This window comes from Nodosilinea nodulosa PCC 7104 (assembly GCF_000309385.1).
GTDB lineage: Bacteria > Cyanobacteriota > Cyanobacteriia > Phormidesmidales > Phormidesmidaceae > Nodosilinea > Nodosilinea nodulosa.
The window spans coordinates 1,648,062-1,674,956 of sequence record NZ_JH976537.1; the positions used below are offsets into that span (position 1 = coordinate 1,648,062).

Consider the following 26,895-nt stretch of genomic DNA (forward strand, 5'->3'; position numbering starts at 1 on the left):
TGGGGCCAGCGAAATGGCCCCAGCAGCACCTTGGGCTTGCCGCCGCAGTTGTGGTCTCGCGTGCCCCGGCCTTGCTGCAACACAAATACTGTACCGATTGCCTAAAAAGCCAGTTCAGGATCTGCTGCTCCTCGTTCCCATGCAAAGCTAGGGTATCAGCCCATGCCATTGCCTAAGATCCCGCCATTTCCTCCACCTCATCGGTCTGGAATTCCTCGGTCTGGGGGTGGAAGTACTCGTAGATCTGCTGGGCCAGCTGGGGGCCAATGCCGGGCACCGTGGCCAGCTGCTCGGGGCTGGCCTCGCGGATGTAGTCGATGGAGCGAAAGGCGGCCAGCAGTTCCTTCTGGCGGTGCTGGCCAAGACCGGGAATCTCAGAGAGGCGCGATCGCCGCATCCGGTCCGTCCGTTTTTTGCGGTGAAAGCTGATCGCAAAGCGGTGGGCCTCGTCGCGCAGGCGGCGCAGCAGCTGCACCCCAGGCTGGTCGGCCTCAGTGGTAAGGGGAATGGATTCACCCGGCAGAAAGATCTCCTCCCGCTTTTTGGCCAGGCTGACTACGTTGATCTCTTGCAGCAAGTTGAGTTCTTTCAGCACCTCCACCACCGCCGAGAGCTGGCCCTTGCCGCCGTCGATCATTACCAGGTCGGGCCAGTCGGGGTTGCCCAGGCGCGGCTTGGTGGGGTCGGTGGCGTAGCGGCGAAAGCGGCGGCGAATCACCTCGGCCATGCTGGCAAAGTCGTCGGAGTGGCCCGGCTTCACCTCGGGGTTTTTGATTTTGTAGTGGCGGTAGTGCTGCTTGGCGGGCATGCCGTCGACAAACACCACCTGGGAGGCCACCGCATCGGACCCCTGAATGTGAGAAATATCGTAGCCCTCGATGCGCTTGGGCAGGTCGGGCAGGTCGAGGGCGATCGCCAGATCTTGCAGGGCCTGAATGTTGCGATCGGCGGCGGCCTGGGTGCGGGCCAGCTCGTACTGGGCGTTGCGCTCCACCATCTCAATCAGATCGGCCTTGGTCTGGCGCTGGGGCACCTCCACCGATACCTTGCGGCCCCGGCGCTGGGTGAGATAATCCGTCAAAATTTCGCTCTCCGGCAGCTCGTGCTGTGCCAAAATCACCGCCGGAATCTCCACCGCCTCCACGCTCTGGTAGTGATCCTCCAGCACCCGCTGCAAAATCTCGCCGGGAGTGCCCGACTCGGCATCGGCGGTAAAGCCCAGGCGGCCCACCAGCCTTCCCGCCCGCACCTGAAAGATCTGCACGCAGGCGTACTTGTCGTCGGCAGCCAGGGCGATCGCATCCCGCGATACCGTGTCATCGGGCAGGGCCACCTTCTGGTCGGCGCACAGCCGCTCCAGCCCGCGAATCTGATCGCGCAGCCGGGCCGCCAGCTCAAACTTGAGGTCTTCGGCGGCCCGCTCCATCTGAGCGGTGAGAATATCCACCAGCTCTGTGGTGCGGCCCTGAAACACCATCACCACCCGCTGCAGGGTCTTGTGGTAGTCCTCAGACGAGATCAGCTGCTGACAGACACCGGGGCAGCGGCCAATATCGTAGTTGAGGCAGGGGCGATCGCGGTGCACCGGCTGGGGCCGCTGCCGCAGCGGAAAGATGCGCTTCACCAGGTTCAGGGTGCTGCGCAGCAGGCCGACATCTACGTAGGGGCCGTAGTAGCGGTCCTTCAGGCTCTTGCGCCGCTTGCGGGTAATAAAAATGCGGGGATACTCTTCCGACCAGGTGACGCAGAGGTAGGGATACTTCTTATCATCCTTCAGCAGCACGTTGAAGTGGGGCTGGTTCTGCTTGATTAAATTGGCCTCCAGGGCCAGGGCCTCGGCCTCGGTGTCGGTGACGATGAACTCGATATCGACAACTTGCATCACCATCACGGCAATGCGCGGCATGTGGCCGTGAAAGTCGCGAAAGTACGACCTGACCCGCGTGCGCAGGCACTTCGACTTGCCGATGTAGAGGATCTGGTCGCGGCTATCTTTCATAAAGTAGACCCCCGGTTCCTTGGGAATCTCTTTAAGCCGCGCCTCAAGGCGATCGGGGTCGTTAACCAGGGTGGAGGGCTGATCCGTAAAACTCACAGGCCACGCGTCTAAACCTTTGTACTAACCAGGATAGCGGCAAACCTCCCGACCAGATTTTGACGCGCGGACGGTTTTCCGCCACAAATAAGGAGTGATATGTTTGGATGGCATCTCAGCAGCCCAGGAAATTCAGCATTTATGCGCAGGCTCATAGAATACTTTGATACTCAATTTCATACGGGGCACTATCTTGATCAGAACTGTAAAGATTAGCTTTCCAAGCTATAGCTTCCGGAAAATTCTTCGCTTCTGATGTAATTAATATTACATCCTGTTCCTGATCGTTATCGTCACGAGGCCTTGTCTAAATGGACTCCCAAGAGTTTGAAGTACGCTATCGAGAGCAAATTAAAGAAATTTTAAATCGACTCCAGTCGGCCATGGTGGTGTCGTCGCAGCTGGAGCACACCATCGCCGACATCGGCGAAGCCGTGCAGCTTTTGAGTCGAGATGTGGAGCAGTTCTTAGCCGAACAGCGGCCTGGCTCGGGGGGTGGCAGCCTGTCCTAAGAGGGCGTTTGAAACGTGATCTGCTGTAGCTTTAGCCACCTGCTGATCCCCCCTGCCCCCCTTAAAAAGGGGGGTAAAAGTCCCCATTTTTATAGACGCTTGCGGCTTCCCGCAGGGTAGGGGGATTTAGCGATTATCTTGATTGTCAACCACTTGTGGCTGGCGTGGCAGTCTGAGCGGGTTCTGTATCCTTAGGGTCTCGCCACGATTGACCTTGGGTGACCAGCGCATTGAGGATGCCTAACAGCTTATGGGCACAGGCAATCAAGGCGACCTTTTTGGGTTTCCCTGCGCTTAACAGACGTTGATAGAACGCGATGATGACGGGGTTGTGTTGAATGGCCACCAAGGCTGACATATACAACGTGGAGCGTACCAGGGCGCGACCGCCCACGATGTGGCGTTTGCCCCGAAGCTTGCCACTGTCAAAATTGAACGGGGCGACACCCACTAGGCTAGCCAACCGTTTCGTCGAGAGTTGGCCCAGCTCCGGCAGTAGCGCCAATAGGGTGGTGGCCACGACTCGCCCGACTCCAGGTACACTGGTCAACCACTCGTAGCGCTGCTGGCGGGTCTCATCGGCCTGACGGAGTTGGTCGATCTCCGCATCAAGGGCTTTGACCCGCTGCTTGAGCCAGTCAATGTGAGTATCAATATCGGCCTGGGCCGTGCGGTTGCGCGCACTGTGGCGACGACGCTGCTCACTGTTGAGCATCTCAATCACTTGAGAACGCCGATGGACCAAGTCAGAGAGCGCTTCCTGATGCTCTGAGGCCAACGGTTTCGGTAACGGCTGCAGCGCCTCGCCAAAATGCGCCAACATCGGCGCATCAATGCGATCGGTCTTGGCCAATCGCCAGACGCTTTGCTAAAGTCCCGCGCCCGCTTCGGATTGATCACCGCCACCGCGATTTCATGGCGCTGCAAGACCTGAACCACGCCCCGTTCCATCCCACCCTGTGGATTCCACCACCACCAGCGCGACGGTGACAGCCTGTAGTTCATTCAACAGCCTCTGCCATCCCGACTCGTCATTAGCCACTTGCCAGTAGCGTCCCGAGGGTCGCAGCGCTACGTCCAGCTTGGCCTGACTCACATCAATACCCACCCATTGCCGTTCTTCACTCGTCCCCATCACGCACCTCCTGAGGAATAGAATGACCATTCATCACTCGACCTTGTTCGATGCGGGTTCATGACCCTGGCGATTTTTCGAGCTGTTGACAAATGGCAGAACGGCGACCTGGACTAAATCTCGGTTTCTAGAACCGGGGGGAGATCGGTCTACCGTCCTGCTGCTTAAAATACAAGGGGGATCTCCACTTTTGCTACAAAAAATAGTACCTTTCAAACATCCTCTAAGGCGGCCCCCGCCACCGAGGAGCGATCGCAATCCCTAGAAGACAATAGAAGCCAATCCCAAACCGCCGCCCAGGCATCCCCTGCCTGGGCAACTGCCCCGCGCTATTCGGCTCCGGGCGGCGGTAAAATCGCCTGAATAGCCTGGATCAGCTGGTGTAAATGCACGGGCTTAACCAGATATTTTTGGGCACCCAGGGCCAGAGCGCGACGCTGATCTTCGGCAAAGGCATAGCCCGACACAATAACGACGGGCAGCTGCTGCCACAGGTCAGAGGATCGCACCTGCTTGAGCAGGGTATAGCCGTCAATTTCGGGTAGCCCCAGGTCGAGCAGCAGCAGATCGGGCTGAAACTCCTTAAGCTGCTGGTCAAGGTCGAGTCCGTGGGGCAGAGCCAGCACCCTAAACCCCGAAAAGGTGAGATAGTCGGCAAAAAACAGTCGGTTGGCATTGTCGTCTTCAACAACAACAATGCGACGCCGACCATCAGCACAGCTGGATGGAGAGGTGACCATTCCCTAAATTCCGATCAAAAAACGCGAACCACCGCAACCGTCAATGGTTCGACGACGTCAGAAAAAGCCAACTAGCCGCACCCTGGATACTAGACATTGGCGTGACTCTGCCTCGGCTGAGATCTACGCAAGTTACCTAAACTTTAATCAAATGGCGAAGTTCTTAATCCGCGCTTCGTTTTAGGTCTACGGGCTGCTTAGGGATGCTTCATTTTAGCCATGGCTGTGGCTAGGCGACCAGCGACCAGCACTTTCAGGGCTAAGTTACCGTTATCAGGGCTAAGTTACCGTTTCAGGGCCAAGTTACCGTTTTATATCGTGCAGCGCTTCAGCTCGCCTTAGAACAGCAGAGAGGCCGCGCGGGCGATCGCTGCCTCCAGCACCTCCGGGGGGTGCACCAGGGCCATGCGTACGTAGCCTTCCCCCGCTTTGCCAAAGCCCACGCCCGGAGCCAGCGCGACGCCGGTTTGCTCCACTAGGCGCAGGCAGAATTCTTTAGAGCGCTCGCTCCAGGGTTCGGGCAGCCTGGCCCAGATGTACATGGTGGCCTCGGGCAAGGGCACCGTCCAGCCCACTCGATCGAGCGCCTGCACCGCCGCATCGCGCCGCTGGCGAAAGGTGGAAATCATGTGTTTTACGGTGTCTTGGGGGCCGCTGAGAGCCGCGATCGCCCCCCGCTGAATGCCAGGATACTGGTTGAAATCGACGCTGGCCTTGACCTGGCGCAGGGCGGCAATTAGATCGGCATTGCCGATTGCATAGCCGACGCGAAACCCACCCATGTTGTACGACTTCGACATGGTAAAAAACTCGATGGTGCAGGTTTTATCGCGATCGGCCTGGAGCGCCGAGACAGCGGGTTTGCCCGTGAAGGTGAGGTCGGCGTAGGGAAAGTCGTGGGCCAGCACTAGATTGTGCCGCTGGCAAAAGGCTACGGCCTCCTGCCAAAACGATAGGGAAGCCGTGGCCGTGGTCGGGTTGTGGGGGTAGCTCAGCACCATCAGCCGCGACTGCTCCAGCACCGCCCCAGGAATCTCTTTGAACCGGGGTAAAAAGCCGTTTTCGGCCAGCAGCGGCATGGGGTAAATCTGCCCGTTGGCCAGGTACACTCCGCCAGCGTGGGAAGGGTAGCCGGGGTCCATCAGCAGGGCAAAGTCACCGGGGTTGAGCACGGCCAGGGGCAGGTGGGCGGTGCCCTCCTGGGAGCCAATCAGCAGCAGCACCTCGGTTTCAGGGTTGACCGGCACCCCAAACTTGTCGCTGTACCAGCGGGCGGCGGCCTGGCGAAAATCCTGGGTGCCCGAAAACAGGCAGTAGCCGTGGGTCGCAGGATCGGGCAGGGCCGCCGCGATCGCCTCTAGCACGTGGGGCGGCGTCGGTAAATCCGACGACCCCAGCGACAGATCCACAATCGGTTTACCGGCAGATCGGGCCTTGGCTTTAGCCCGATCCATATCGGCAAATACGTTGGCCTGGAGGGGCCTCATTCGCTGGGCAATTTGCATGGTGCTGGGGAATAGGGCGATCGGCTGCTAGCAAAATGGAGGTAATCGAAAATCTGGCTCAGCAGGGAACAATCATTATAAAACCTTTGTTTTATCCCGGGCTTGCAATGCCACTCAAACAACAGTCACCAAAATGCAGCAAACCATAATGACCCAATGCCCGCAGCAGGATAGCAAGTGTATTGTGCTGGGCATGGTCAACGACATCACCTGTATGGTGCAGCTGGTGCAGCTTGAGGCAGAGGCGTTTAACCTGGTGCAAACAACGCTGCTCAAAAGACTGTCGGAGCAAATTTTATTTGTGATGCAGCGTCTGCTGCTGCTGGAAGACTTGCAGGACAAGGCCCTCAAAGATCCGCTGACGGGGTTGCTCAACCGTCGCCAGGCCGAAACCGTGCTCAACAGTCTGTGCCACGGCGCCAATGGTCAGCAGAATATCAGCATTATTTTGATCGACATTGACCACTTTAAGGCGGTCAACGACACCTACGGCCACCAGGCGGGGGATGCCGTGCTAAAAAACATCGGTATGCTGCTGCGGGGCCACGTGCGCGCCCAGGATGTGGTCTGCCGCTACGGCGGGGAAGAATTTTGCATGGTGCTGCTCGACACTTCCCCGGAGGTGGCGCTCAGACGGGCCGAAAAAATCCGGCGAGCGGTGAAGTACGTCAACACCTCCTTCAACCGTCAGGTGCTGCCATCGCTGACCATTTCCCTGGGCGTGGCCAGCTTTCCGCACCACGGCGAAACGCCCAGCGCCCTGATTGCCCTGGCCGACAAAGCGCTGTACTGGGCCAAGAACCACGGACGCGATCGCGCCGTTAGCGTCGACCACATGCTCGCCGACTCGAAGCGAACCTACGTTCTACCCCCGGAGGCCGTGGGTACAGGCCCCAGGTAATGGGGTTGCTCAGCGGGTTTCGGTAGGTCGGCAGCAGGCCCTAGTCGAGCTTGTCAATCTGCGATCGCAGCTCCTCTAGTTCCGCGTCTACCTCAGTCGACTCGGTGACCGGAATTGTCGTCTCAGCGGCGGGGAGCTGGCCCTGGTCAACGCTGCCGCCCGACAGCTGCGCCTTCATCTGAGCCAGCTCAAAGTCCACGTCGCCCCCGGCTTCGAGGGAGGCAAACTGGCTCTCCAGATCGGCCCCGGCTAGCTCCGCCGCCGCCTGGGAGGTAGCCTCCATTTGCAGCACCTTTTCTTCCATGCGCTCAAAGGCAGCCATGGCGCTGCCGGTGTTCATGCGGCTGGTGGTGTTTTGCAGCTGCTCGTTGGCCTTAGCAGCGCTGGCCCGCGCCTTGAGCATGTCTTTTTTGGTCTTGGCCTCCGAGAGCTTGCTCTCTAGACCAATTAAATTTCGCTTGAGCTGCTCCACCGCCGTGCTCTGGGAATCGAGCTGGGTCTTGAGGGCCACTGCCGTTTCGGCCTGGGTTTTCTTACGCAGCAGGGCCTGCTTGGCCAGCTCTTCGTCGCCCTTTTGCAGGGCTAGCTGAGCCCGCTGCTGCCAGGTGCTGGCCTCACTGTTGGCCCGCTCGTACTGCTGCTGCACCCGCTTTTGGCTGGCGATCGCGCCCGCCACCGCCTGGCGCATCTGCACCAGGTCTTCCTGCATGTCGATAATGGCCTGATCCAGAATTTTCTCTGGATTTTCTGCCGAACTCACCGCCGCATTTAGGTTAGAGCGAACCACTCGGCTAACGCGATCAAATAACCCCATGATGTGCTGCTTCCTTAAATCTATGGTGTTGCGATGGTCTTTCCTAGTTTATTCCAAATCCTCCGACTGCCACTTCAGCACCGACGCATTTACCCCCTGCTCACGCTTGAGTTTGGCGTCTTTTTCAAACCACTGGGTGATTTGCGCTGCCGTCAGGGCTTCCATGGGGGTGTCGGTGTCGGCGGCGATCGCCCGCAGCAGGTTGGCGGTAGAGATGGTGAGGCGGGCCAAAAATTTTTCGGGGGATGACAGCAGCGCCTTGTCTACCTCCGCCGACTCTTCGGGGCTGAGAAACTGAAGCGATTGGTCAAGCATAGCGATGCAAAACATTTTGAGGATCAACGCCTTCATCATGTCATACCGACCAAAGGGCTGCCCAACCGCCGCATATAGCCTTCGCCACGTTAGTTAGGACACTTGAGAACCTTCAAACGTTTGAGCGTTCAGAGACATGTTTTAACCAGACTGGCCACAGCTACAGCATCTACCGGCAAGCAAAAAAGCGGCTTCTAGAGGGTTTCTAGAAGCCGCCGTTATCTGGAGATTGCTGCTATAGACCTACGATTCAGGCTGACCTTTGGATTCATTGGCGCTCAAACGGCCCAGCCAGGCCCCCAGCAGATAGCCCGCCGTACACAGCAGCAGCCCGTAGATATTCACCCCTAGGTCGATGGCGTACTTGCCGCTGCCCAGGCTGATCCAGGCGGGAAAAATGGACTCACCGATCGCGTTTTCGGCCACCCGCAGCACGCCAAAGAGCATCCCCGGCCAGAAGGCGAGGTGAAAGCTGAGCGCCCCAGCCCTGGGCAAAAACGCCAGCAGAAAAATTGGGGCCAGCCCCATCACCATGGTGCCGCTGATGGTGGTGGCCTGAATAATGGCGGGACCAACCCGATCGCCCATGTAGATGCTCAGCAGGGGCACATTGCCCAGCAGGGCGATCGCGATGATCCACCAGCGGCCGATGCGGGCCTGGCCCTCGGTGGGGGCACCCTTGCGGTGGAACCAGTCGCGCGCGCCCACCTTGGCCACACTCGAAAACGTGGAGTCGAGGGTAGACCCGGCGCTGGTCAGCATGATGGCGTTAAACACCAGCAGCATGGGCAGGCCAAACAGGGCCGGTACCGCCAGGCTGGGCGACCCCTCGGCCCCCACGGCGCGGGCGTACAGCCCCACGCTGCTGAACAGGAAAATAAAGCCGCCGCTGATCAGGCCCGCCCAGATAAAGCCCTTAAACATGGTGCGCGGCCCGGTGATAAAGGCGCGATCGGTCATCACCGGGTCGTGGAACGGGTAGCTAAAAATTTGCACAAAGGCCAGGCCGCAGAAGGTAAGGGCCGCGCCACGGGTGTCGGCATCCACGGCGGGCAATCCTTCGCGGGCCAGGCCAGGGCCAACGGTGGCCAAAATCACCACCAGCAGCACGGCGGCTAAAATCATCTGCGCGCCGTCGGTGAGCAGGCTGCTGCGCAGGCCGCCCAGCAGCGTGTAGTAAACGGTGAACAGGGTGACGATCGCCGCCGCCAGCCAATACCCCGCGCTGCCCTCAGCACCGAAATAGAGCGAAAATACCTTGGTGTTAGACCACACCTCGTTGAGCAGGCGAATGGCGATCGCGATCAAAAACAGCCGCGAACAGACCTTGCCGTACTTGCTGACCAAAAATTCTGGAATCGAGCGAAAGCCGCCCCGAGTGCGCAAAAAATACAGGGCGATCGCCGCCGTGACAAAGCTGAGGTAATAAATCGCGTAGCCAATGCCGCCCAGCACCCCAAAGGCGCTGCCCAGGCTGGCGGCGTTGTCGATTGATTTGGCAAAAATCCAGGAAATGGCAGCGCTGGCTACCAGCAGCCACAGCCCCGGCGCCTGCCCAGTGCTGGACTGGCCCTCAAAAAACTCCGGCGCGCTGACGCGATCGGGGGTAGTCTGACGCACCAGGTAAAGCAAAAATCCGCAGTATCCGGCCAGCAAGACCCAGGTAAGGGTATTTTCAACCATGTAAAGCGCCCTACGTTAATAATTTGACAAGAATCCTTTGACAAGATTATTCAGGCTCTAGGCCGCCATGTCTACGGCAGCCTAGAACCCCGCCTCTGAGTACGAATGTCTCCGCCCTAGGGATGAGTAGTCTCAGGACGAGTTATAGCCTTCGTCACGGTAGTTAGGACACTGAGCGACGTTGAGAACGTTCAAACGTTCGAACGCTGGCTTTGAGAAATGTCCTAACCTACCTGTCGGCTGCTATAAGAGACCGTGGCAAAACAGGGGCTTACCGCCCCTGCCGCCTCCGACAAAATCTCGGCGCAGATGGCACATACCCCCCGCCAGCAGCGACATGTTTTCGGCGACTGTTCCCTTCCCTAATAACTGTTCTCTGGGGATTGCTCGGGCAACACCCTATCAACGCCGTCTGAATATTTGCTGAGAGCAGGGTTATGGACAGGTGAGATAAGTTGAAGCGAGAGAGCAGGGACCGACATGAGCGATATAGGCGCGGGTTAACTTGCCCGGCCCGCTTACCTATCGACCTACCTGTGCCTAACCGCGCCCTTTGACCAGGTAGCCGCAGCGGTGTTCCCCCTGCACCAGCCAGTGGGTGCGCTGCACCGTACAATCATCCCCCAGAGCCAGCTGAAACATCTCCAGCTCGTGGCCGCACACGCTCGGGAACGACTCGGCAATATGGGAAATGGCGCAGTTGTACTCGGTAATGATGTAGCCAGGTCCTGTCTGACAGCCCTCGCCTTCGGCGATCGCCTGCCACTCGGCCATGTAGCCTTCTTCTTTGCGCAGCTGCACCAGCCGCGCTACCCGATCGGCCACGCTGCCGCTGCCCACCTGGGCTTTATACTCCAGCGCCTTGCGCTCCCACTGCTTGCGCAGCACTGTCACAACCTGGTCCTGGCCCATGTCGGCCAGGGTATCGAGCAGCGAAATGGCAAATTCGTCGTACTTGGCGGGGAAGCGATCGCGCCCTTTAGGGCTGAGCTGATACAGATGGTTGGGCCGCCCCATCCCCTCCTGCACCGCCCGATGTTCGATCAGCGCCTCGGTTTCCAAATCTTTCAGGTGGCGACGAATGGCCTGGGTGCTCATCTCAAAGTGATCGGCCAGGTCGTGGGCCGTGGCCTCGCCCTGCCTGAGCAGGTACATCAAAATATCGTCTTTTGTAGAGGTGGAGGGTTGCTGCACAGAAGTCATGGCGTTGGCCCACATAGACATAAGAGATCACGGCCCCAGGCTGCCCTGTAGATTGAACCCACCCCGGCCAGGAGCAACTCAGGCCGGTCAGACATCAATCTACTTTGACAACCTTTATGTTGTTAAAGTAGTCTAAGATTTAGTTAGACAACTTAAATGTTGCTTTAATTGTATAAAATTATTGGGCTGTGTAGCGTACCAATCCCGTAATGACTGACTCCAACACCAACCAGGCCACCGACAAGAACCTAGAGCTCATGCGCAATTTTGCCCAGAGCTACGCCAAACGTACCGGCACCTACTTCTGTGCCGACCCCGGCGTGACGGCGGTGGTGCTAGAAGGTCTGGCCAAGCACAAGGACGACTTCGGTTCGCCCCTGTGTCCCTGTCGCCACTACGAAGACAAAGAGGCCGAAGTCAAAACCATCTACTGGAACTGTCCCTGCGTGCCTATGCAGGAACGCAAAGAGTGCCACTGCATGCTGTTTCTCACCCCCGACAACCCCTTCGCCGGCGAGCAGCAGGATATCACCTTCGAGACTATCCGGGCCGAGACCGATAAGTTCTAGATTGCCCTCCAGGTCGCTGGCAGCCCCGCTGAGATTTCATCTGTCCCATTTTCGTTTGTTTTAACTGTGCAGCCCGTTCAAAGAGTCGCGTCATGAGTGTTTCCGTTCAGTCCCTGGTTAGCCAACCCTATAAGTACGGCTTCACCACCGATATTGAGGCCGACGCCATTCCTCGCGGTCTCAGCGAAGATGTGGTGAGAATGATCTCGGCCAAGAAAAATGAGCCAGCGTTTATGCTGGAGTTTCGGCTGAAGGCCTACCGCAAGTGGCTGACCATGAAAGAGCCTATCTGGCCCAACGTCAGCTACCCGCCCATCGACTACCAAAATATCGTCTACTACTCGGCCCCCAAGACCCAGCCTAAAAAGCTGGGCAGCCTGGATGAGGTCGATCCGACCATGCTGGAAACCTTCGAGAAGCTGGGCATTCCCCTTTCGGAGCAAAAGCGGCTGGCCAACGTGGCGGTGGACGCCATCTTCGACAGCGTGTCGATCGCCACCACCTATAAAGAAAAGCTGGCGGAATCCGGCGTCATCTTCTGCTCGATCTCCGAGGCGCTGCAAGAGCACCCAGAGCTAGTCGAGAAGTACCTGGGCACCGTCGTCCCCATTGGCGACAACTACTTCGCGGCGCTGAACTCGGCGGTGTTTAGCGATGGCTCCTTCGTTTACATTCCCAAAGACACCCAGTGTCCGATGGATCTCTCGACCTACTTCCGCATCAACAACGGCGACTCGGGCCAGTTTGAGCGCACCCTGATTGTGGCCGAATCGGGCAGCTCGGTGACCTATCTGGAGGGCTGCACCGCCCCCATGTACGACAGCAACCAGCTCCACGCCGCGATCGTTGAACTGGTCGCCCTGGACAACGCCACCATCAACTACTCCACCGTGCAAAACTGGTTTGCGGGCGACGAAAACGGCAAGGGCGGCATCTATAACTTCGTCACCAAGCGCGGCCTCTGCGCCGGGAAAAACTCCAAAATCTCCTGGACCCAGGTGGAAACCGGCTCGGCCATCACCTGGAAGTACCCCAGCTGCGTGCTGGTGGGCGACAGCTCCGTCGGCGAGTTCTACTCGGTGGCGCTGACCAACAACCATCAGCAGGCCGACACCGGCACCAAGATGGTGCACGTGGGCAAAAACACCCGCAGCACGATTATTTCTAAGGGCATTTCGGCAGCTAAATCTAAAAACAGCTACCGGGGACTGGTGAAAATTGGGCCAAAAGCCACGGGGGCGCGCAACTACTCCCAGTGCGACTCGATGCTGATTGGCGACACCTCCAGCGCCAACACCTTCCCCTATATCCAGGTGCAGAACAGCACCGCCCAGGTGGAGCACGAAGCCTCGACCTCCAAGATTGGCGAAGACCAGCTCTTCTACTTTGCCCAGCGGGGCATTTCGCCGGAGGATGCGGTGTCGATGATCATCAGCGGCTTCTGCCGCGACGTGTTCAACAAGCTGCCGATGGAGTTTGCCGCCGAGGCGGACAAGCTGCTGGCGCTGAAGCTCGAAAACACGGTGGGGTAATCCCGTAGGGTGCATTCGCGCCAGCAATGCACCTATGGGGATCTCGGCGGAGATGGTGCATTGCTTCGCGAATGCACCCTACGAATCCTTGGTCACAGACAAGAACTTTAATTTCAACGCGCAGGAGCATGGTGGGCGGTACCCACCCTACAGGAGAGGCATGATTAACGAAAACAGCGACATTATTCTCTCGGTGCGCGATCTTCGCGCCAGCGTAGACGGCACTGAAATTATCAAGGGCCTCAACCTGGAGGTGAGGGCGGGAGAAATTCACGCCATTATGGGTCTCAACGGCTCGGGTAAGAGCACATTCTCGAAGGTGCTGGTGGGCCACCCCGACTACGAGGTCACCGCCGGAGAGATTCACTTTAAGGGCCAGAATATTCTAGAGCTGGAACCCCACGATCGCGCCACCTCCGGCATTTTCCTCGCCTTCCAGTATCCGCTCGAAATTCCCGGCGTCAGCAATCGCGACTTTCTGCGGGTGGCCTTTAACGCCCACCGCAAGGCTCGGGGCGAAGAGGAAATTGACGTGTTCGACTTCGACGACCTGATCGAAGAGAAGCTGGATGTGGTGAAAATGGACGCCTCGTTCCTCGATCGCAGCGTCAACGAAGGCTTCTCCGGTGGCGAGAAAAAGCGCAACGAGATTCTGCAAATGGCTCTGCTGGAGCCGGTTCTGGCCATTCTCGACGAAACCGATTCGGGCCTCGATATCGACGCCCTCAAGACCGTGGCGGGCGGCGTCAACCAGCTTTCTACCCCCGACAATGCGGTGGTTCTAATCACCCACTACCAGCGGCTGCTCGACTACATCGTGCCCGACTACGTGCACGTGATGGCCGATGGCCGAATTATCACCACGGGCGGCAAAGACCTGGCCAAGCAGCTGGAGTCGCGCGGCTACGAGTGGGTGCTGGAGGAATTTCGCACGGGGGTAACGGCGTAATGGCGAGTTCCGTATCCGACGTGAGCGTGTTGGCGACGGCTGACCAGCGCGATGCCTACTTGAAGGGGCTGGTGCAGGCGGTGAAGGCAGCGGTGCCCGGGGATTTGGGTCTGGGTGGGATGCGATCGCGCGCCGAGGCCCTGCTCAACGAGCAGGCCTTTCCCTCCACCCGCGACGAAGACTGGCGCTTCACCGACCTGTCGGCCATGCTCTCCATTGAGTTTGCTGTGGCGGGTGAGTCGGCGGTTGATGAGGCCGCGATCGCTGATCTGCGCCTGCCGGAAACCGCTGGCGCTCAAATTGTGGTGGTCAATGGCCGGGTCAGCACGGCGCTATCCCGGATTGAGAACCTGCCGCCGGAGGCCGTGGTCGGCTCCCTGGGCAGCAGTCCCGATCTGTCAGCCAAGCTGGGTGAACGCCTGGCCCAGGCCAGCGGCAGCCACGAAGTATTCACCGCCCTTAACACCGTGGGCTTTCAGGATGCGGTGGTGATCTGGCTACCCCGCAACGTTGTGGTTGAAACGCCCATTCAAATTATTTATGTCTCCAGGCTTCAGGGAAACCCTGCGATCGTTCAGCCCCGCTGCCTGGTGGTGGCCGAATCGGGCAGCGCCGCAACCCTGGTCGAAGATTTTTGGGGCAACTCTGCCGATTCCCAGTTCACAAATTCTGTCAGTGAACTCTGGCTCGACGCCAATGCCCAGGTCAGCCACAGCCGCATTCAGCGGGAGGGCGCAGGCACCTTTCACATCGGCAAAACCGTCGTCACCCAGGCGCGCGACAGCCAGTACGTCGGCACCGCCGTAGACTTTGGCGCTAAGCTGGCCCGCCACAATTGGGAGATTTACCAGACCGGCGAGCAAACCACGACCAAGCTGTACGGCCTGGGGGCGATCGCGAACACCCAGCACGCCGACACCCACAGCCTGGTAGCCCTTAGCCATCCCCACGGCACAGTCGAGCAAGAGCACAAAGCGATTGTGGACGGCAAAGCCCACAGCGTCTTTAACGGGCGCATGGCGGTGGCGCAAAAGGCCCAGCTCACCAGTGCCAGCCAGCTCAACCGCAACCTGCTGCTCTCCGACAAGGCGCGGGTAGACACCAAGCCCCAGCTCGAAATCGTCGCCGACAACGTCAAGTGCGCCCACGGAGCCACAGTTAGCCAGCTCCAGGCCGACGAGATTTTCTACCTGCAAAGTCGCGGCATTAGCGCCCCCCAGGCCCAGCGCCTGTTGATCTATGCTTTTGCTATGGAGATCTTAGAGACCGTTTCGGTGGCAACGCTGCGATCGCGCCTCGCCGCCCTCATTTCTCAATGGACGTAGCGCGACATTATCCCCTCCTGGGAGGGGCGGGGGTGGGCTAGCCCAGCCCCCGAGACCCACCCCGCCCTCCGGGCACCCCTCCCAGGAGGGGAAAAGACTTTCCAAAATCCAAAATCTAAAATCCTCAATCCAAAATTCCCCATCCACCCATCTACCCGCCCACCCATCCACCCTCTAACCCCCACTCCCCCATGACCGTCGCCCAGGAACTCACCCTCGCCGCCAAGGTCCGCGCCGACTTCCCGATTCTCCATCAGGACGTCAACGGCCATCCGCTGGTGTACCTCGACAACGCCGCCACCTCCCAAAAGCCCCAGGCGGTACTGGAGGCGCTGCAGCACTACTACCGGCACGACAACGCCAACGTGCACCGGGGCGTGCACAACCTCAGCGCTCGGGCCACTGAATCCTACGAGGGAGCCAGGGATAAGGTCGCCGCCTTTGTGCAGGCCACCAGCCGCAACCAGATTGTCTTTACCCGCAACGCCAGCGAGGCGATCAATCTGGTGGCCTACGCCTGGGGCATGACTCAGCTCCAAGCGGGGGATGAAATCATTCTTTCGGTGATGGAGCACCACAGCAACCTGGTGCCCTGGCAGTTTGTAGCCCAGCGCACGGGGGCGGTGCTCAAGTTTGTGGGACTCACCGCCGACCAATCCTTTGATCTCGACCAGTACCGCGCCCTGGTGAACGACAGGACGCGCCTGGTGGCGGTCAACCATGTCTCCAACACCCTGGGCTGCATTAACCCGGTGGCCGAGATTATCGACATTGCCCACGCCAGCGGGGCCAAAGTCCTTATCGACGGCTGCCAGAGCGCCCCCCACATGGCGCTGAACCTGCCCGAAATGGACTGCGACTGGTTCGTGGCCTCGGGCCACAAAATGTGTGCCCCCACCGGCATTGGCTTTCTCTACGGCAAGCTAGAGCTGCTGGAGTCGATGCCCCCGTTTATGGGCGGCGGCGAAATGATCGCCGAGGTGTTTCTCGACCACTCCACCTACGCCGAGCTGCCCCACAAGTTTGAGGCGGGGACTCCGGCTATTGCCGAGGCGATCGCCCTCGGGGCAGCGGTAGATTACCTCAGCGCGATCGGCATGGACACCATCGCCGCCTACGAGCACGAGCTGACGGCCTACCTGTACCAGCAGATGCAGACTGTGCCCGAAGTCACCCTCTACGGCCCGCGTCCCGAAGCCGACGGCAGCGGGCGGGCGGCGCTGGTCACCTTTACCGTTGAGGGCGTCCACGCGCAAGATCTTTCCACCCTGCTCGACCAGTCGGGGATTGCAATTCGCTCGGGGCACCACTGCACCCAGCCGCTGCATAAGGTTTTGGGGGTAGACTCGACGGCGCGGGCCAGCCTGTATTTCTACAACACCAGGGCCGAGATCGACAGCTTTATCGCCGCGCTCAAAGACACCATCGAGTTCTTCAAAGGCGTGTTTGAAGACGACGATTGAAGTTTCTGGCGTTGGCAATAAACCTTACGGGCTGCGAAAATAGGCATACAGGGCCAAAAACCGGGTTTCTCAAGGCAATTTAGGGGTTAACCTGGAGTTCGGGATAAGAAAATTCTCTGCAAAAGTAGGCCTGCTGTCCCCTCCTGGGAGGGGTAGGGGTGGGTCAGGCGGGGCTAGTTGCGGAACTTCACCGTCTCCAGCCAGTTCCTTGCGGTAGCCGTTTTGACCCACCCCGCCCTCCGGGCACCCCTCCAAAGGAGGGGACAGCGTTATCCCGAACTGAGATTAGGGGTTAAATATAACCCGGTCAAGAAACCCGGTTTCTAAACGCAGAGTTTCTAGCAACGGTAACAATTCTTACTTGCGCCCGGTGCGCGATTGGACTAAATTACTGAGCTAAGGCTGTGTGCGTGCAGTCCGAACGTCCCAAAAATTTGGTCTGACGCCACTGGAAGGTGCTAGCAACACCAACCAGCGGCTAACCCCGTCGACTGAACCAGCCAGTCTCGGAGGCTAAGGTGATTTTACCTGGCCGCCCCGAACTGCACATGTCTGGGGCGGCCAAGTTTTTGGGTTTCTTACCCGTCGTTACATTCGGAAGGAACCCGATTATGTTGTGTTTGCCATATTTGGTGTCGTCGGCCCGTCGGGGCGAGGCGACCGATCCTCTGCTGCTTGCGAACTCTGAGGCCCAGCCGGGGCGCGAGCGATTGCGCCATCTGGTGATTGGCTCAACCGAAGGGGTGCGAGGGGCGATCAACCACCTGCATTTGCTCCAGTACGCCGAGCAGCGGGAGTGGAGCCGGTTGATTACGATTCCGCGATCGGGGATTTTGATTACCCCTGAGCAGGGGGAGGTCTTTAGTCTGCTGAGGCGCGACAGGCAGTTAAGTTAAACCGTTGGATGGCGCAAAGCAAGGCCTGTCCATCGTTTTTGGATACTCAGAAATGATGGACACGGGCTCAGCCCATCCTACGCATTGTCAGGGGTTACGGGAAGCTTTTACGTCGCCGATCTCTTGCAGTCTCTGTAACGCATCTTTTCTAAAGAAAGCAAACTCTGTGTCGGCAGCTAAATCGGCAGCGCATTGCAGTGACTTAATGGCTTCATGATGTTGCCCTAGGGCAAGCTGAGCTTCAGCTACAAATCTCAGCAGGTTTCGACACTGGCTATACCTGTCTCCAATTGTCTCGTAGAGAGCTTGAGCCTGCTGTAAAAGCTGTAAAGACCTGTGCGGGTCAGGCTCCATTTTTCCCTGTTCCTGCAACACATTAGCTTCCCCCAGGCGATCGCCCGTGGCGCGGTAGAGCTCCATCGCTTGCTCATAGTTTTGGAGCGCTTCGGTGCGACGGTCAAGAAATTGGAGGACATCGCCGATCGCTGTTAGGGTGTTGGCTTCGCCGAGGCGAGCGCCCGTGGCGCGGTAGAGCTCCATCGCTTGCTCATAGTTTTGGAGCGCTTCGGTGCTTCGTTTAAGAAATTGGAGGACATCGCCGATCGCTTTTAGGGTGTTGGCTTCGCCGAGGCGAGCGCCCGTGGCGCGGTAGAGCTCCATCGCTTGCTCAAAGCGTGCTGTCGCTTTGGTATTTTCTGCTCGCAGGCGATGCACTTGACCTAGGCCATACAGACCGTCAGCCATTTGAATTTTGTTGTTTTCAGCCTCAGCCCAATCAAGAGCTTTGTGGTAGTAGCGGCGGGCCTGGTCTAGCTCAGACAGGCTGCGGTAGGCATCTCCCAGTTCTAGCGCCAGGGGTATATTGCTGCTCTGGGGGTGAGCGGGGGGAGTGCCGTTGTCGCTGGGGCTTTGCTGCTCGCTCAGCAGGCGTTCTAGCTGCTCAATGCGCTCTTGCCTAACCGGGCGAGTGTCGCTGGGCTGGGCGCTGGGCTGGGTCAGCTGGGTTTGAGCTGTTTCTGTGGTTTGCCGGGTCGTGCGAAAGTGAAACAGCCCCGACTTCCAGTTCCAAAAGTCTTTGCCGTACTGGGCCAGGCGGGTCAGGGCGTAGTCGGGCAAAAACAGCACCAGCGGGTAGGGCACCCTGGCGGCGAGCTGGTCGCGGTTGTAGTTGAGATCGCGCAAAAAGTTGGGGTAGTCGCCTTTTACGCCAATCACGGTGGCCAGCCCCCGCACCAGCAGCACCTTGCGGCCCGGCTGTAGCTCTACCGCTGCCAGCTCAGCCTGCACCGCCTCTAAAAACGAAAACGACGTTCGAGCACCAAAGTCTAGCACCACAAACTGCACGGCTTGGGCAATGGGGTGGTTTTGCAGGGCTGCCACCAGCAGGTCGCCATCGCTGTCAAAATTTACCTCGGCAATGGCCAGGGTAAAGCCCTCGGCCACCTCGGCGTAGGCTACCAACTCCCGAAACGCATCAAGATTTAACCCCAAAAACTCTACCGCCCCCTGGTCAGGGCTATTAGGGCTGGTTGAGGTACTGGGTGAGGGCACGTTTGAAGGGTTCACTGTCCTGTATCACTGGATTGGGGTAAACCCATCGAGTTCCCCCGTTGTACTCCAGAATAGCGGTATTAAACAGCAGCGATCGACCGATGGTTTCGTCGGTTAGTTCTTTTTTTATCGCTACCTGGGCCAGCTCGGCATAGGCCTCAGTCGGAATAATCCGCTCAAACCCCTGCATCTCTTGACCAATGGCGTAGGTCACATCGTCGGCCTCTAGTTTGCTGTGCCCACGCCCCAGCCCCGTGAGCAGGGCCTGGCGGGTCATGCGCATCATCTGCCGCAGGTGGCCACCGCTAGCCTTTGCCAGAGTCACCAGCAGCTCTGGGTCAGCAAACACAGCCCCAACCTCGACCCGCTTGGCGATTAGATCGACCATCTGGCTCAGCCCAACGGGGTCATACCCTAGCTCTGCGCTGCTGCGCTCAAAGGCGTAGATATTGATCATGGGCACAATATGAGGGTTTTCAAAAATGCCCCCCATGCGGCGCGACGAGTAGAGAATAGCGATGGGCACGGTGTAAATAATGGTGCAGGCCAGCTCTCGCATTTGGGCCGCGTAGTCTATAAACTCCCGGTTCGCTCATTTCTAAGGTGGTTCGTCAGATACGGGCCCCAGCAGGGTGTAAATACTTACCGGGAAGTTGAGAGCCTTTAAGATCTGCTGCTGTAAAGGCGTCAGCTCCGTCAGATGGGCATAGGTCTGCCCTCGTGCATTCACCATGACTAGAGTAATGTCGCGAAAACTGGCCAACAGTAATTCGGCTGTCGGACGTGCCGTCGCCCGCTTGGGATTACCGATATATAGCCCTGAGAGGGTTTCTTGGTGACCAGCTAAGGCTTGACGCATCTGAAACTCCACCAGCGTTAACAGCCGCAACCCCATCGAGAGTAAGCGAATTAATCCCTTGATATGGTCTTCACGCTGTAAGTACATCGGGGAGAGGGAGAGGGGATGCCCTTTGAGTCGGCTAAAGCTGTGCTCCACCAGATATTCTTGGCGGTAGACCGTCACGGCTTGAGGCAACGATAATGCCGCTGCGGGATGATTGGTGACATAGACCCGCCAGCCCAAGGTTTGCATCTGCTGGTTGATGGCCTCAGTTTCTAGGGTGCCATTCACCTGGAATCGACGGTGCTCCACCATCCGAGCCGGGCGGTCCCGGTAGCGACGCACAGCGTGTTGCTCCACCTGTTGTGAGTAGGTGAGTTGAACGTAGGCCTTGACCCGGTAGCGGGTGAGAATCGCCTCGGCGGCTTGCGCTAAGGCGACCTCATCGGGAAAGGCTTTCTGGCCGCGCCCCGATTGGTTGAGCGCCGCTAAGGCCGTCTGGGCGTGCTCAAGTCGAGCTTGGAAGGCCTGCTGGGCGGATTGAGCATAAGCCAAGGAGTACACGACCAATTGCCGCTCTGACCACGTCCAGGTGTGTCCGTCCCATTCTCCTGTGCGGGTCTGGGTCTGCTCATAGCCTCGGGCAATCAGCGCGGTGTGACCGTCGGCATAGTCGTAGTGAATCTCCTGCAACTCAACGGCCCCTTGCTCCACTGGGTCTAGGTAGGCCTGCATCGCCTCCGCCTTGAGTTGAGTCCCACCGAGCGGACAGAGATAGTAATCGCCTGTGGCCTGGAGAAAGCAACGGGTCGCTAGACTGGCCATCTTGCTGTCACCCACGTAGAGCAACCCAGACTGACTGAGGGTCTGACGCACCTGCCCGATGGCCGGAATGTAGAGCGGGTCGTCGGCGCGCTGCCCGGAGACAATCTCGGTCGCTATCGGTAGCCCCAGCGGATCTAGCGTCGCCAGCATCAGCTTCAGTTGGGGCAGGTCGGGGCGATGGTCTTTGCTATGGCCATATTGGAACAGCCCTGACTCATTGACCGTCCAATCCCCGCTGACGCTGGTACTATCCAGACGCAGCCGTTTGGGGTGCAGGTCATACACCTGAATCTGACGCTGATTCAACGCCGGTTCAAACAACGCCCATTGGGCATCATCACTGAGATATCGCAACACGCTTTCTAGGCGGTCGTCACTCAGGTCAAGGGCGCGAACCGGTTGCTGCAAGCCCTGTTGCAAGGTTTCCTGATGTCGCTCTACCCAGGCCTGCACGGGGTTTAACCGGTGATCCGCTTGGGACAAAATGTGGCTCAGCCAAACTATCACCACATGGCCTAAGCTGAGCCCCTGCCAGTTCCCATGGGTCGGAAAGTAGTCGTCGAGCAGGGGTTGCACGTCCATCCGCTGCAGTTGGGCCAGCAACAGGGGAATATCGTCAACCCGTTCGGTGATAACGGTTAGGGGGGTATCCATAGCCCAAACCTAACCCAATTGGCTGACCTCATTTAAAAATGAGCGAACCGTGAGTATAAATAGCCGGGTTGCCACATCGGGCGGGCATTTATCCAAATCATCCAAAATCAGCAAAAAACCCTTTTTCCCAGGAAAGTGCTGCTGCACCTTTTGAGCGCCATCCCGCAGCAGCAAATTAATATCGGTTTTGAGCCGCGATACCTCCCTCGCCAGCGTTTGGCGGATGGTGGTTTTATCGGTTGAGCCACCTTTGATTTGGGCCATCACCTTAACCAAAAACTTGGCCAAAAAGGGAGCTTCAGACCCTAACGAAGCTTCGGCGTTGACGTTGACCGATCGCTCTACGGTTTCTTCGGTCTCTTGGGTGATGTCTTTAAACCAGTCCTCAAAGCCCTGGCGCAGTCGGGGGTCAAACCCCAGCCCGGCCCGCCGCAGGGCCAGCTCCACCTGCTTAATAATGACCAGGTACAGGTCGGTATATTCCAAATCGTTGACATCGGTTTCTTCCACGGCCTCAATGGGGATGACAAAATAGTCGTCTTGCCAGTGGTTGGCAATGCGGTTGAGCTCAGAGCTTTTGCCGCAGCCCACGTGCCCGGTAAATAAAATGGTGCTGTGCTCCCCCGGTTCTTGCACCATGAGCACCGAGTGCACACCCACAATCGCATCTTGGCGTGAGGCAAAGGGCACGTAATAGTCTAGCTCAGAGGCTTTGAGCGGCTTGACATCGCAAACGCGATAGGCCTCTTTGAGGGTGCGAGCTTTTGAAATGGTCATAGGAGCAGGGCACAAACCACAAACCCCATTAAACTCGACATCCCAGGTTTTGAGACAACCAGCATCGATGCCTGAGTCCCTGGCCATGGCACAGTAAATCTACCCTGTGGGCTACGCGCCCATCTGCGCTGAAAATTGCGCCCGTGCGATACTTTAAGGGCAGGCCAGCGCGGCCTAGCGAGGTTTAAGGAGATATGCCGTGGCCAGCCAAATTATTGACGAAAAACTCCACGCCTATCGCGATAGCCTCGATCGCCTGCTGGAGCGCGTGCAGGCCCTGGCCACCCACATCAACAACGCCAACTTGCAGCGCACCACCCACAACCTGCGCCGCAACATCAACGAGCCGTTTCTCTTTGTAGTGGTGGGCGAGGTCAAGGCGGGCAAGAGCAGCTTTGTCAACGCCCTGCTCGACGCCGAGGTGTGCGCCACCGACATTGAGCCCTGCACCGACTCCATTCAGCAGATTGTCTACGCCGACGAAGAGTTTGTCGAGCAGGTAGAACCCAGCCTGCGCAAGATTGGCCGCCCCATCCCCATTCTGCAAGACATTTCCATTGTCGATACGCCGGGCACCAACACAGTGATTGCCGAGCACCAGATCATCACCGAGCGCTACATTCCCAACAGCGACCTGACGTTTTTTGTGCTGTTTGCCAAAAACCCCTACCAAAAAAGCGCCTGGGACTTTTTAGATTTTGTTAGCGCCGAGTGGCGCAAGAAGGTGGTGTTTATTTTGCAGCAGGCGGACCTGCTGCGCCCCGCCGATCTCGCCACCAACATCGAGCGGGTGAAAGAGTACGCCTACCAAAAGCAGATCAAAGCGCCGATCATCTTTCCCACCTCGGCGGCGCTGGAGCAGGAGGGCGATACGGCGAACAGCGGTTTTGAGCCGGTGCGTCAGTACATTCAGGCAATGGTGTCGTCGGGGGAGAGCTACAAAATCAAGCTGCGATCGGTGAGCCAGACCACCCAGCAGATTATTGACCTGCTCAACGGCGATGTGGAGGCGCTGAACCAGCAGCTGGCGGTCGATCGCGCCACCGCCCAAAACATTCGCGGCAAAATTGACGCGGGCAGGGGGCGATCGCGCTACGAGATCAACACCCTGGCCGATCGCCTGGCCGCCCGCTACGAGGTGATTTCGGCCCGCATCAAGCGCGACTTTCGCGCCAGCCTGACGGTGCCGATGGTGGTGCGGCGATCGTTCGTGGGGCTGTTTAACGAAGAGTCGTCTATGCAGGCCTGGATCGACGACTTTCAGGCGCGCTGCGCCCGCGACCTGCGCGCCTCGCTCGAAGAAGCCTCCAACGAAGGGGCGCAGCACTTTGTGGACGGCATTCGCCAGCTCTTCGACGGCCTCAACCAGGACCTGGAGAACGTAAAAGTTCAGCGCATTGAGAGTAGCCACATCTCGCTCAAGGTGCTGGAGCGGCGCCAGGAGGTGATCGAGAGCGTGCGGGCCAAGGTCGACAACCTGCTGATGGATCAGGGCTTTGGGGATATGCTAGTGACCCAGGCGGGCGACATGGCCAACGAAATTGTCGGCGGGGCGATTTTGGCGGTGTCGGGCACCATTTTGCACGCCATTCAGTTTGCGGTGGCAGAGGCGATCATGAGCGCCATTGGCATTGCCTTTGCCGGGGTGGGGGTGATTGTGCTGGGCATCGGCATTCTCTGGCAGCGCAACCGCATTATCGCCAAGTTTGAGCAGGCCCTAGACAACGAAAAGACTCGGTTTCAAGAAGAGATCGCCAGCCGCCTGAACGAAAAGCTAGGGCTGATCTACGAGGAGGTGGAGCGCATTTTCACCCAGTTTTACGACTACGTAGAGCGCGAAGAGGCGGCGGTGCAGCCGGTGATCGACCAGTACACCGCGATTCAGCAGGAGGCGGCGGGGCTGTTTGGCAAGTGAAGCGTCTGGAACGGTCTTTATCTGGTGCAAAGAAGATGGATGTAAACCCCTCTGACCCGGTTGATCTGACGGCCTACGTGGAGGCGATGGCCGCCGCCCTGGAGCTAACCATTCCCGACGACATTAAGCCATCGGTGGTGGCCAACGTAGCGCACATCTGGGCGATCGCCCAGCCCGTCATCACCTTCCCCCTCCCCGACGGCCTGGAAAGCGCCCCCACCTTCGAGCCATGAGCGACCTCCAGGATGCCACCGCGATCGCCGCTGCGGTCAGGGCGGGTCAGCTCTCGGCAGCGGCCCTGCTGGAGGCGACTCTGGCCGATATCTCCACTCGCAACCCATCGCTGAATTGTTTTACCGAAGTGACGGCAGAACGGGCGCGATCGCAGGCTCAGGCCATCGACCGTGCGATCGCCGCTGGACAAGACCCTGGCCCCCTGGCCGGGGTTCCCTTTGCGGTCAAAAACCTGTTCGATATTCAGGGCCTCACCACAGTCGCGGGGGCCAAACTCAACCAGACCAACCCCGCCGCCGCCCGGGATGCCACCGTTATCACGCGGCTTGAGCAGGCCGGGGCGGTGCTGGTCGGCGCGCTAAATATGGATGAGTACGCCTACGGCTTTGTCACCATCAACGCCCACTACGGCACCACCCCCAACCCCCACGACCCCACTCGCATGGCGGGCGGCTCTTCGGGCGGATCGGCGGCGGCGATCGCCGCCGGATTTGTGCCCGTCACCCTCGGTTCCGACACCAATGGCTCGATCCGCGTACCCGCTTCGCTGTGCGGGGTGTACGGCCTCAAGCCCACCTATGGCAGACTGTCGCGGGGGGGAACCTACCTGTTTTCGGCCAGCTTAGATCACGTGGGGCCGCTGGCGCGATCGCTCGCCGACCTAGCCACCCTCTACGATGTCATGCAGGGGCCAGACCCAGCCGACCCCGTCTGTACCCAACGGTTCCCAGAGCCGGTTACGCCCTGGCTGCGCCGGGGTATTGAAGGCCTGCGCATGGCCCGACTGGGGGGCCACTTCGAGCGCGGCATGGAGCCCTTGGTGAGGGATGTCCTCACCGACACTGCTGCGGCTCTGGGCATTGCCGACACGGTGGAATTTCCTGAAACGCCCCGAGCCAGGGCCGCCGCCTACCTGATCACCGCCTGCGAGGGCAGCCAGCTGCATCTAGACCGCCTGCGCCAAAGCCCCATGGAGTTTGACCCGGCGACGCGCGATCGCTTCTTAGCCGGAGCCATGATTCCCGCCGCCTGGTACGTGCAGGCCCAGCGGCTGCGGCGGTGGTACCGCGATCGCGTCCGCGAAGTCTTCCAGAATTACGATGTGCTGATCGCCCCCACTACCCCCTGCGTGGCCCCACCCCTCGACCAAACCACCCTCGATATCGACGGCGCTACCTATCCCCTGCGGCCCCACCTGGGGTTCTACACCCAGCCCCTTTCGTTTATTGGATTGCCGGTGATCTCGGTGCCCGTCCATCGGCCCGGCCAGCTGCCGGTCGGCATTCAGCTCATTGCCGCCCCCTACCAGGAGGCCAAGCTGTTTCGGGTTGCCGCCTGGCTGGGGGAGAAGAGTGGGTGAGGGGATGGGGAAGATGAGGGGATGGGGGGATGGGGGGATGGGGAAGGAAAAGTTCAAAGTTCAAAATTTTGAATTTTGAATTTTGAATTTATCCATCTTCGGCCTGCGAGCAGCCGCTCCGCGTCTACCTCTCGTCTACTCTTCGCTTTCCAGCAGAATCCTGGCTTCCTTCAGCCGCTCCAGGTGGTTTTCCTCCAGCTCGGGGTAGGCCAGGTTGAGCGATTTCAGCTTGGCTTTAATGAAGCTGGCGACGGTCAGGCGCATGAACCACTTGTTGTCGGCGGGGATGACATGCCAGGGTGCCCAGTCGGTGCTGGTGTGGGTGAGCGCGTCTTCGTAGGCGGCCATGTAGGCCTCCCAGCGGCCCCGCTCTTTGACATCGGCAAGGGAAAATTTCCAGTTCTTCTCGGGGCGATCGATGCGGTCTAAAAAGCGGTTCTTCTGCTCTTCCTTCGACACATTGAGGAAAAACTTCATCACCACAATGCCGTTATTGACCAGGTATTTTTCAAAGTTGTTGATTTCCTCAAACCGCTGCTGCCAGATGTGGTCGCCTCGGGTGCTGGCGGGCAGCTGCTGCTGGGCCAGCAGGTCAGGCCGCACCCGCACGACCAGCACCTCTTCGTAGTGCGATCGGTTAAAAATGCCGATGTTGCCGCGCTCGGGCAGCGCTTTGAACGATCGCCACAGGTAGTCGTGGTCCAGCTCTTCAGCGGAGGGCTGCTTAAAGCTGTACACCTGACAGCCCTGGGGGTTAATGCCCGACATCACGTGCTTGATGGTGCTGTCCTTACCCGCCGCATCCATGGCCTGAAAGATCACCAGCAGGGCGTAGGTATTTTGGGCGTAGAGCATATCCTGGTAGCGGGCCAGCTCTTCCACCCCCTGCTGGAGCAAGGCTTTGGCCTGTTTCTTTTTAAGCGAGCCGGTAAAGTCGGGGTCGAAGTCTTTGAGTTTGACCCTGGTGCCGGGCTTGACCACCATTGAGTCTGGGCTAAGGGCATCAAGCAGCAATTGAGAGTCCATGGGATATAAGGTGTAGGGAAACGCTTGCCCCTGGCCAGGGGTCTTAAGCATAGCTAACGCTGGCTTGGCAAAGGC

The 26,895-nt window shown here is 58.8% G+C and carries 23 protein-coding genes and 1 pseudogene; 11 read left to right on the forward strand and 13 right to left on the reverse strand.

Translation table 11 applies throughout. The features are described from left to right. Positions 1-172: 172 nt before the first annotated feature. Positions 173-2,095 (reverse strand): excinuclease ABC subunit UvrC, encoded by a 1,923-nt coding sequence (uvrC, locus tag LEPTO7104_RS0107385; RefSeq protein ID WP_017297919.1) that lies wholly within the window; start codon positions 2,093-2,095, stop codon positions 173-175. A gap of 311 nt (positions 2,096-2,406) precedes the next feature. On the opposite strand from uvrC, the gene LEPTO7104_RS0107390 reads away from it, so the two are divergent. Then, entirely contained in the window at positions 2,407-2,607 is a 201-nt protein-coding gene (locus LEPTO7104_RS0107390; RefSeq protein ID WP_017297920.1) for a hypothetical protein, read from the forward strand. A gap of 145 nt (positions 2,608-2,752) precedes the next feature. On the opposite strand, the pseudogene LEPTO7104_RS33105 reads toward LEPTO7104_RS0107390, so the two are convergent. The 3 genes and pseudogenes from LEPTO7104_RS33105 to LEPTO7104_RS0107405 all read right to left on the reverse strand — a co-directional run bounded on the left by LEPTO7104_RS33105 (position 2,753) and on the right by LEPTO7104_RS0107405 (position 5,987). After that, positions 2,753-3,742: pseudogene (locus tag LEPTO7104_RS33105) on the reverse strand (IS110 family RNA-guided transposase). A 329-nt stretch (positions 3,743-4,071) separates the two neighbouring features. Next, positions 4,072-4,482 (reverse strand): response regulator, encoded by a 411-nt coding sequence (locus LEPTO7104_RS0107400; protein WP_017297923.1) that lies wholly within the window; start codon positions 4,480-4,482, stop codon positions 4,072-4,074. 338 nt (positions 4,483-4,820) lie between these two features. Continuing rightward, on the reverse strand, positions 4,821-5,987 hold the full coding sequence (locus LEPTO7104_RS0107405) for an LL-diaminopimelate aminotransferase (RefSeq protein WP_017297924.1): 1,167 nt from the start codon (positions 5,985-5,987) through the stop codon (positions 4,821-4,823). Positions 5,988-6,135: 148 nt separating this feature from the next. On the opposite strand from LEPTO7104_RS0107405, the gene LEPTO7104_RS33110 reads away from it, so the two are divergent. Next, a complete protein-coding gene (locus LEPTO7104_RS33110) occupies positions 6,136-6,888 on the forward strand; it encodes a GGDEF domain-containing protein (protein ID WP_196358092.1) in 753 nt (250 codons plus the stop codon). A 40-nt stretch (positions 6,889-6,928) separates the two neighbouring features. Here the strand turns inward: LEPTO7104_RS33110 and LEPTO7104_RS0107415 are convergent, their stop codons facing one another. From LEPTO7104_RS0107415 to sufR, 4 genes are all read right to left on the reverse strand, one after another. Then, a complete protein-coding gene (locus LEPTO7104_RS0107415) occupies positions 6,929-7,702 on the reverse strand; it encodes a PspA/IM30 family protein (protein WP_017297926.1) in 774 nt (257 codons plus the stop codon). Positions 7,703-7,750: 48 nt separating this feature from the next. Next, entirely contained in the window at positions 7,751-8,017 is a 267-nt protein-coding gene (locus LEPTO7104_RS0107420) for a hypothetical protein (protein WP_026072465.1), read from the reverse strand. Between the two features lie 243 nt (positions 8,018-8,260). After that, complete coding sequence (locus LEPTO7104_RS0107425) at positions 8,261-9,700, reverse strand: SLC5/6 family protein (protein WP_017297928.1); 1,440 nt, start codon at positions 9,698-9,700, stop codon at positions 8,261-8,263. A gap of 540 nt (positions 9,701-10,240) precedes the next feature. Next, a complete protein-coding gene (sufR, locus tag LEPTO7104_RS0107430) occupies positions 10,241-10,903 on the reverse strand; it encodes an iron-sulfur cluster biosynthesis transcriptional regulator SufR (protein ID WP_026072466.1) in 663 nt (220 codons plus the stop codon). Positions 10,904-11,112: 209 nt separating this feature from the next. Between sufR and LEPTO7104_RS0107435 the strand changes: the two genes are divergently transcribed. From LEPTO7104_RS0107435 to LEPTO7104_RS0107460, 6 genes are all read left to right on the forward strand, one after another. Next, positions 11,113-11,472, forward strand: coding sequence for a ferredoxin-thioredoxin reductase catalytic domain-containing protein (locus LEPTO7104_RS0107435; RefSeq protein ID WP_017297930.1), 360 nt, complete (start codon positions 11,113-11,115; stop codon positions 11,470-11,472). 92 nt (positions 11,473-11,564) lie between these two features. Further along, positions 11,565-13,004, forward strand: coding sequence for a Fe-S cluster assembly protein SufB (gene sufB, locus LEPTO7104_RS0107440; protein WP_017297931.1), 1,440 nt, complete (start codon positions 11,565-11,567; stop codon positions 13,002-13,004). A gap of 160 nt (positions 13,005-13,164) precedes the next feature. Continuing rightward, the gene (gene sufC / locus LEPTO7104_RS0107445; RefSeq protein ID WP_017297932.1) at positions 13,165-13,953 is read left to right on the forward strand and encodes a Fe-S cluster assembly ATPase SufC; all 789 of its coding nucleotides are present in this window, start codon (positions 13,165-13,167) and stop codon (positions 13,951-13,953) included. Further along, positions 13,953-15,278 (forward strand): Fe-S cluster assembly protein SufD, encoded by a 1,326-nt coding sequence (sufD, locus tag LEPTO7104_RS0107450; RefSeq protein ID WP_017297933.1) that lies wholly within the window; start codon positions 13,953-13,955, stop codon positions 15,276-15,278. The genes sufC and sufD overlap by 1 nt, the downstream gene beginning before the upstream one ends. 191 nt (positions 15,279-15,469) lie before the next feature. Then, on the forward strand, positions 15,470-16,741 hold the full coding sequence (locus LEPTO7104_RS0107455; protein ID WP_017297934.1) for a SufS family cysteine desulfurase: 1,272 nt from the start codon (positions 15,470-15,472) through the stop codon (positions 16,739-16,741). Positions 16,742-17,352: 611 nt separating this feature from the next. Further along, positions 17,353-17,637: a hypothetical protein gene (locus LEPTO7104_RS0107460; RefSeq protein ID WP_051158481.1), complete on the forward strand. Its 285-nt coding sequence runs from the start codon at positions 17,353-17,355 to the stop codon at positions 17,635-17,637. 87 nt (positions 17,638-17,724) lie between these two features. Here the strand turns inward: LEPTO7104_RS0107460 and LEPTO7104_RS36800 are convergent, their stop codons facing one another. The 4 genes from LEPTO7104_RS36800 to LEPTO7104_RS33130 are packed head-to-tail and all read right to left on the reverse strand — an operon-like array spanning position 17,725 to position 22,285. Next, positions 17,725-19,188, reverse strand: coding sequence for a tetratricopeptide repeat protein (locus LEPTO7104_RS36800; protein ID WP_155523551.1), 1,464 nt, complete (start codon positions 19,186-19,188; stop codon positions 17,725-17,727). Then, positions 19,157-19,747, reverse strand: coding sequence for a hypothetical protein (locus LEPTO7104_RS33125; RefSeq protein WP_017297937.1), 591 nt, complete (start codon positions 19,745-19,747; stop codon positions 19,157-19,159). Before LEPTO7104_RS33125 ends, LEPTO7104_RS36800 begins: the two co-directional genes overlap by 32 nt. Before the next feature lie 39 nt (positions 19,748-19,786). After that, positions 19,787-21,508, reverse strand: coding sequence for an IS1634 family transposase (locus LEPTO7104_RS0107475; RefSeq protein WP_017297181.1), 1,722 nt, complete (start codon positions 21,506-21,508; stop codon positions 19,787-19,789). Positions 21,509-21,517: 9 nt separating this feature from the next. Beyond that, positions 21,518-22,285, reverse strand: coding sequence for a P-loop NTPase fold protein (locus LEPTO7104_RS33130; RefSeq protein ID WP_017297938.1), 768 nt, complete (start codon positions 22,283-22,285; stop codon positions 21,518-21,520). Between the two features lie 199 nt (positions 22,286-22,484). Between LEPTO7104_RS33130 and LEPTO7104_RS0107485 the strand changes: the two genes are divergently transcribed. Genes LEPTO7104_RS0107485 through LEPTO7104_RS0107495 form a run of 3 tightly spaced genes read left to right on the forward strand, consistent with a single transcriptional unit; the run spans position 22,485 to position 25,794 of the window. Further along, positions 22,485-24,200, forward strand: coding sequence for a dynamin family protein (locus LEPTO7104_RS0107485; protein WP_017297939.1), 1,716 nt, complete (start codon positions 22,485-22,487; stop codon positions 24,198-24,200). A gap of 35 nt (positions 24,201-24,235) precedes the next feature. Continuing rightward, positions 24,236-24,433, forward strand: a complete 198-nt coding sequence (locus LEPTO7104_RS33135) for a DUF4089 domain-containing protein (protein ID WP_017297940.1) — start codon at positions 24,236-24,238, stop codon at positions 24,431-24,433. Continuing rightward, positions 24,430-25,794 carry an AtzE family amidohydrolase gene (locus tag LEPTO7104_RS0107495; protein ID WP_017297941.1) on the forward strand — a complete coding sequence of 455 codons (1,365 nt, stop codon included), beginning with the start codon at positions 24,430-24,432 and terminating at the stop codon, positions 25,792-25,794. Before LEPTO7104_RS33135 ends, LEPTO7104_RS0107495 begins: the two co-directional genes overlap by 4 nt. A 135-nt stretch (positions 25,795-25,929) precedes the next feature. Here the strand turns inward: LEPTO7104_RS0107495 and LEPTO7104_RS0107505 are convergent, their stop codons facing one another. Beyond that, complete coding sequence (locus tag LEPTO7104_RS0107505; RefSeq protein ID WP_026072467.1) at positions 25,930-26,820, reverse strand: polyphosphate kinase 2 family protein; 891 nt, start codon at positions 26,818-26,820, stop codon at positions 25,930-25,932. Between the last annotated feature and the right edge of the window lie 75 nt (positions 26,821-26,895).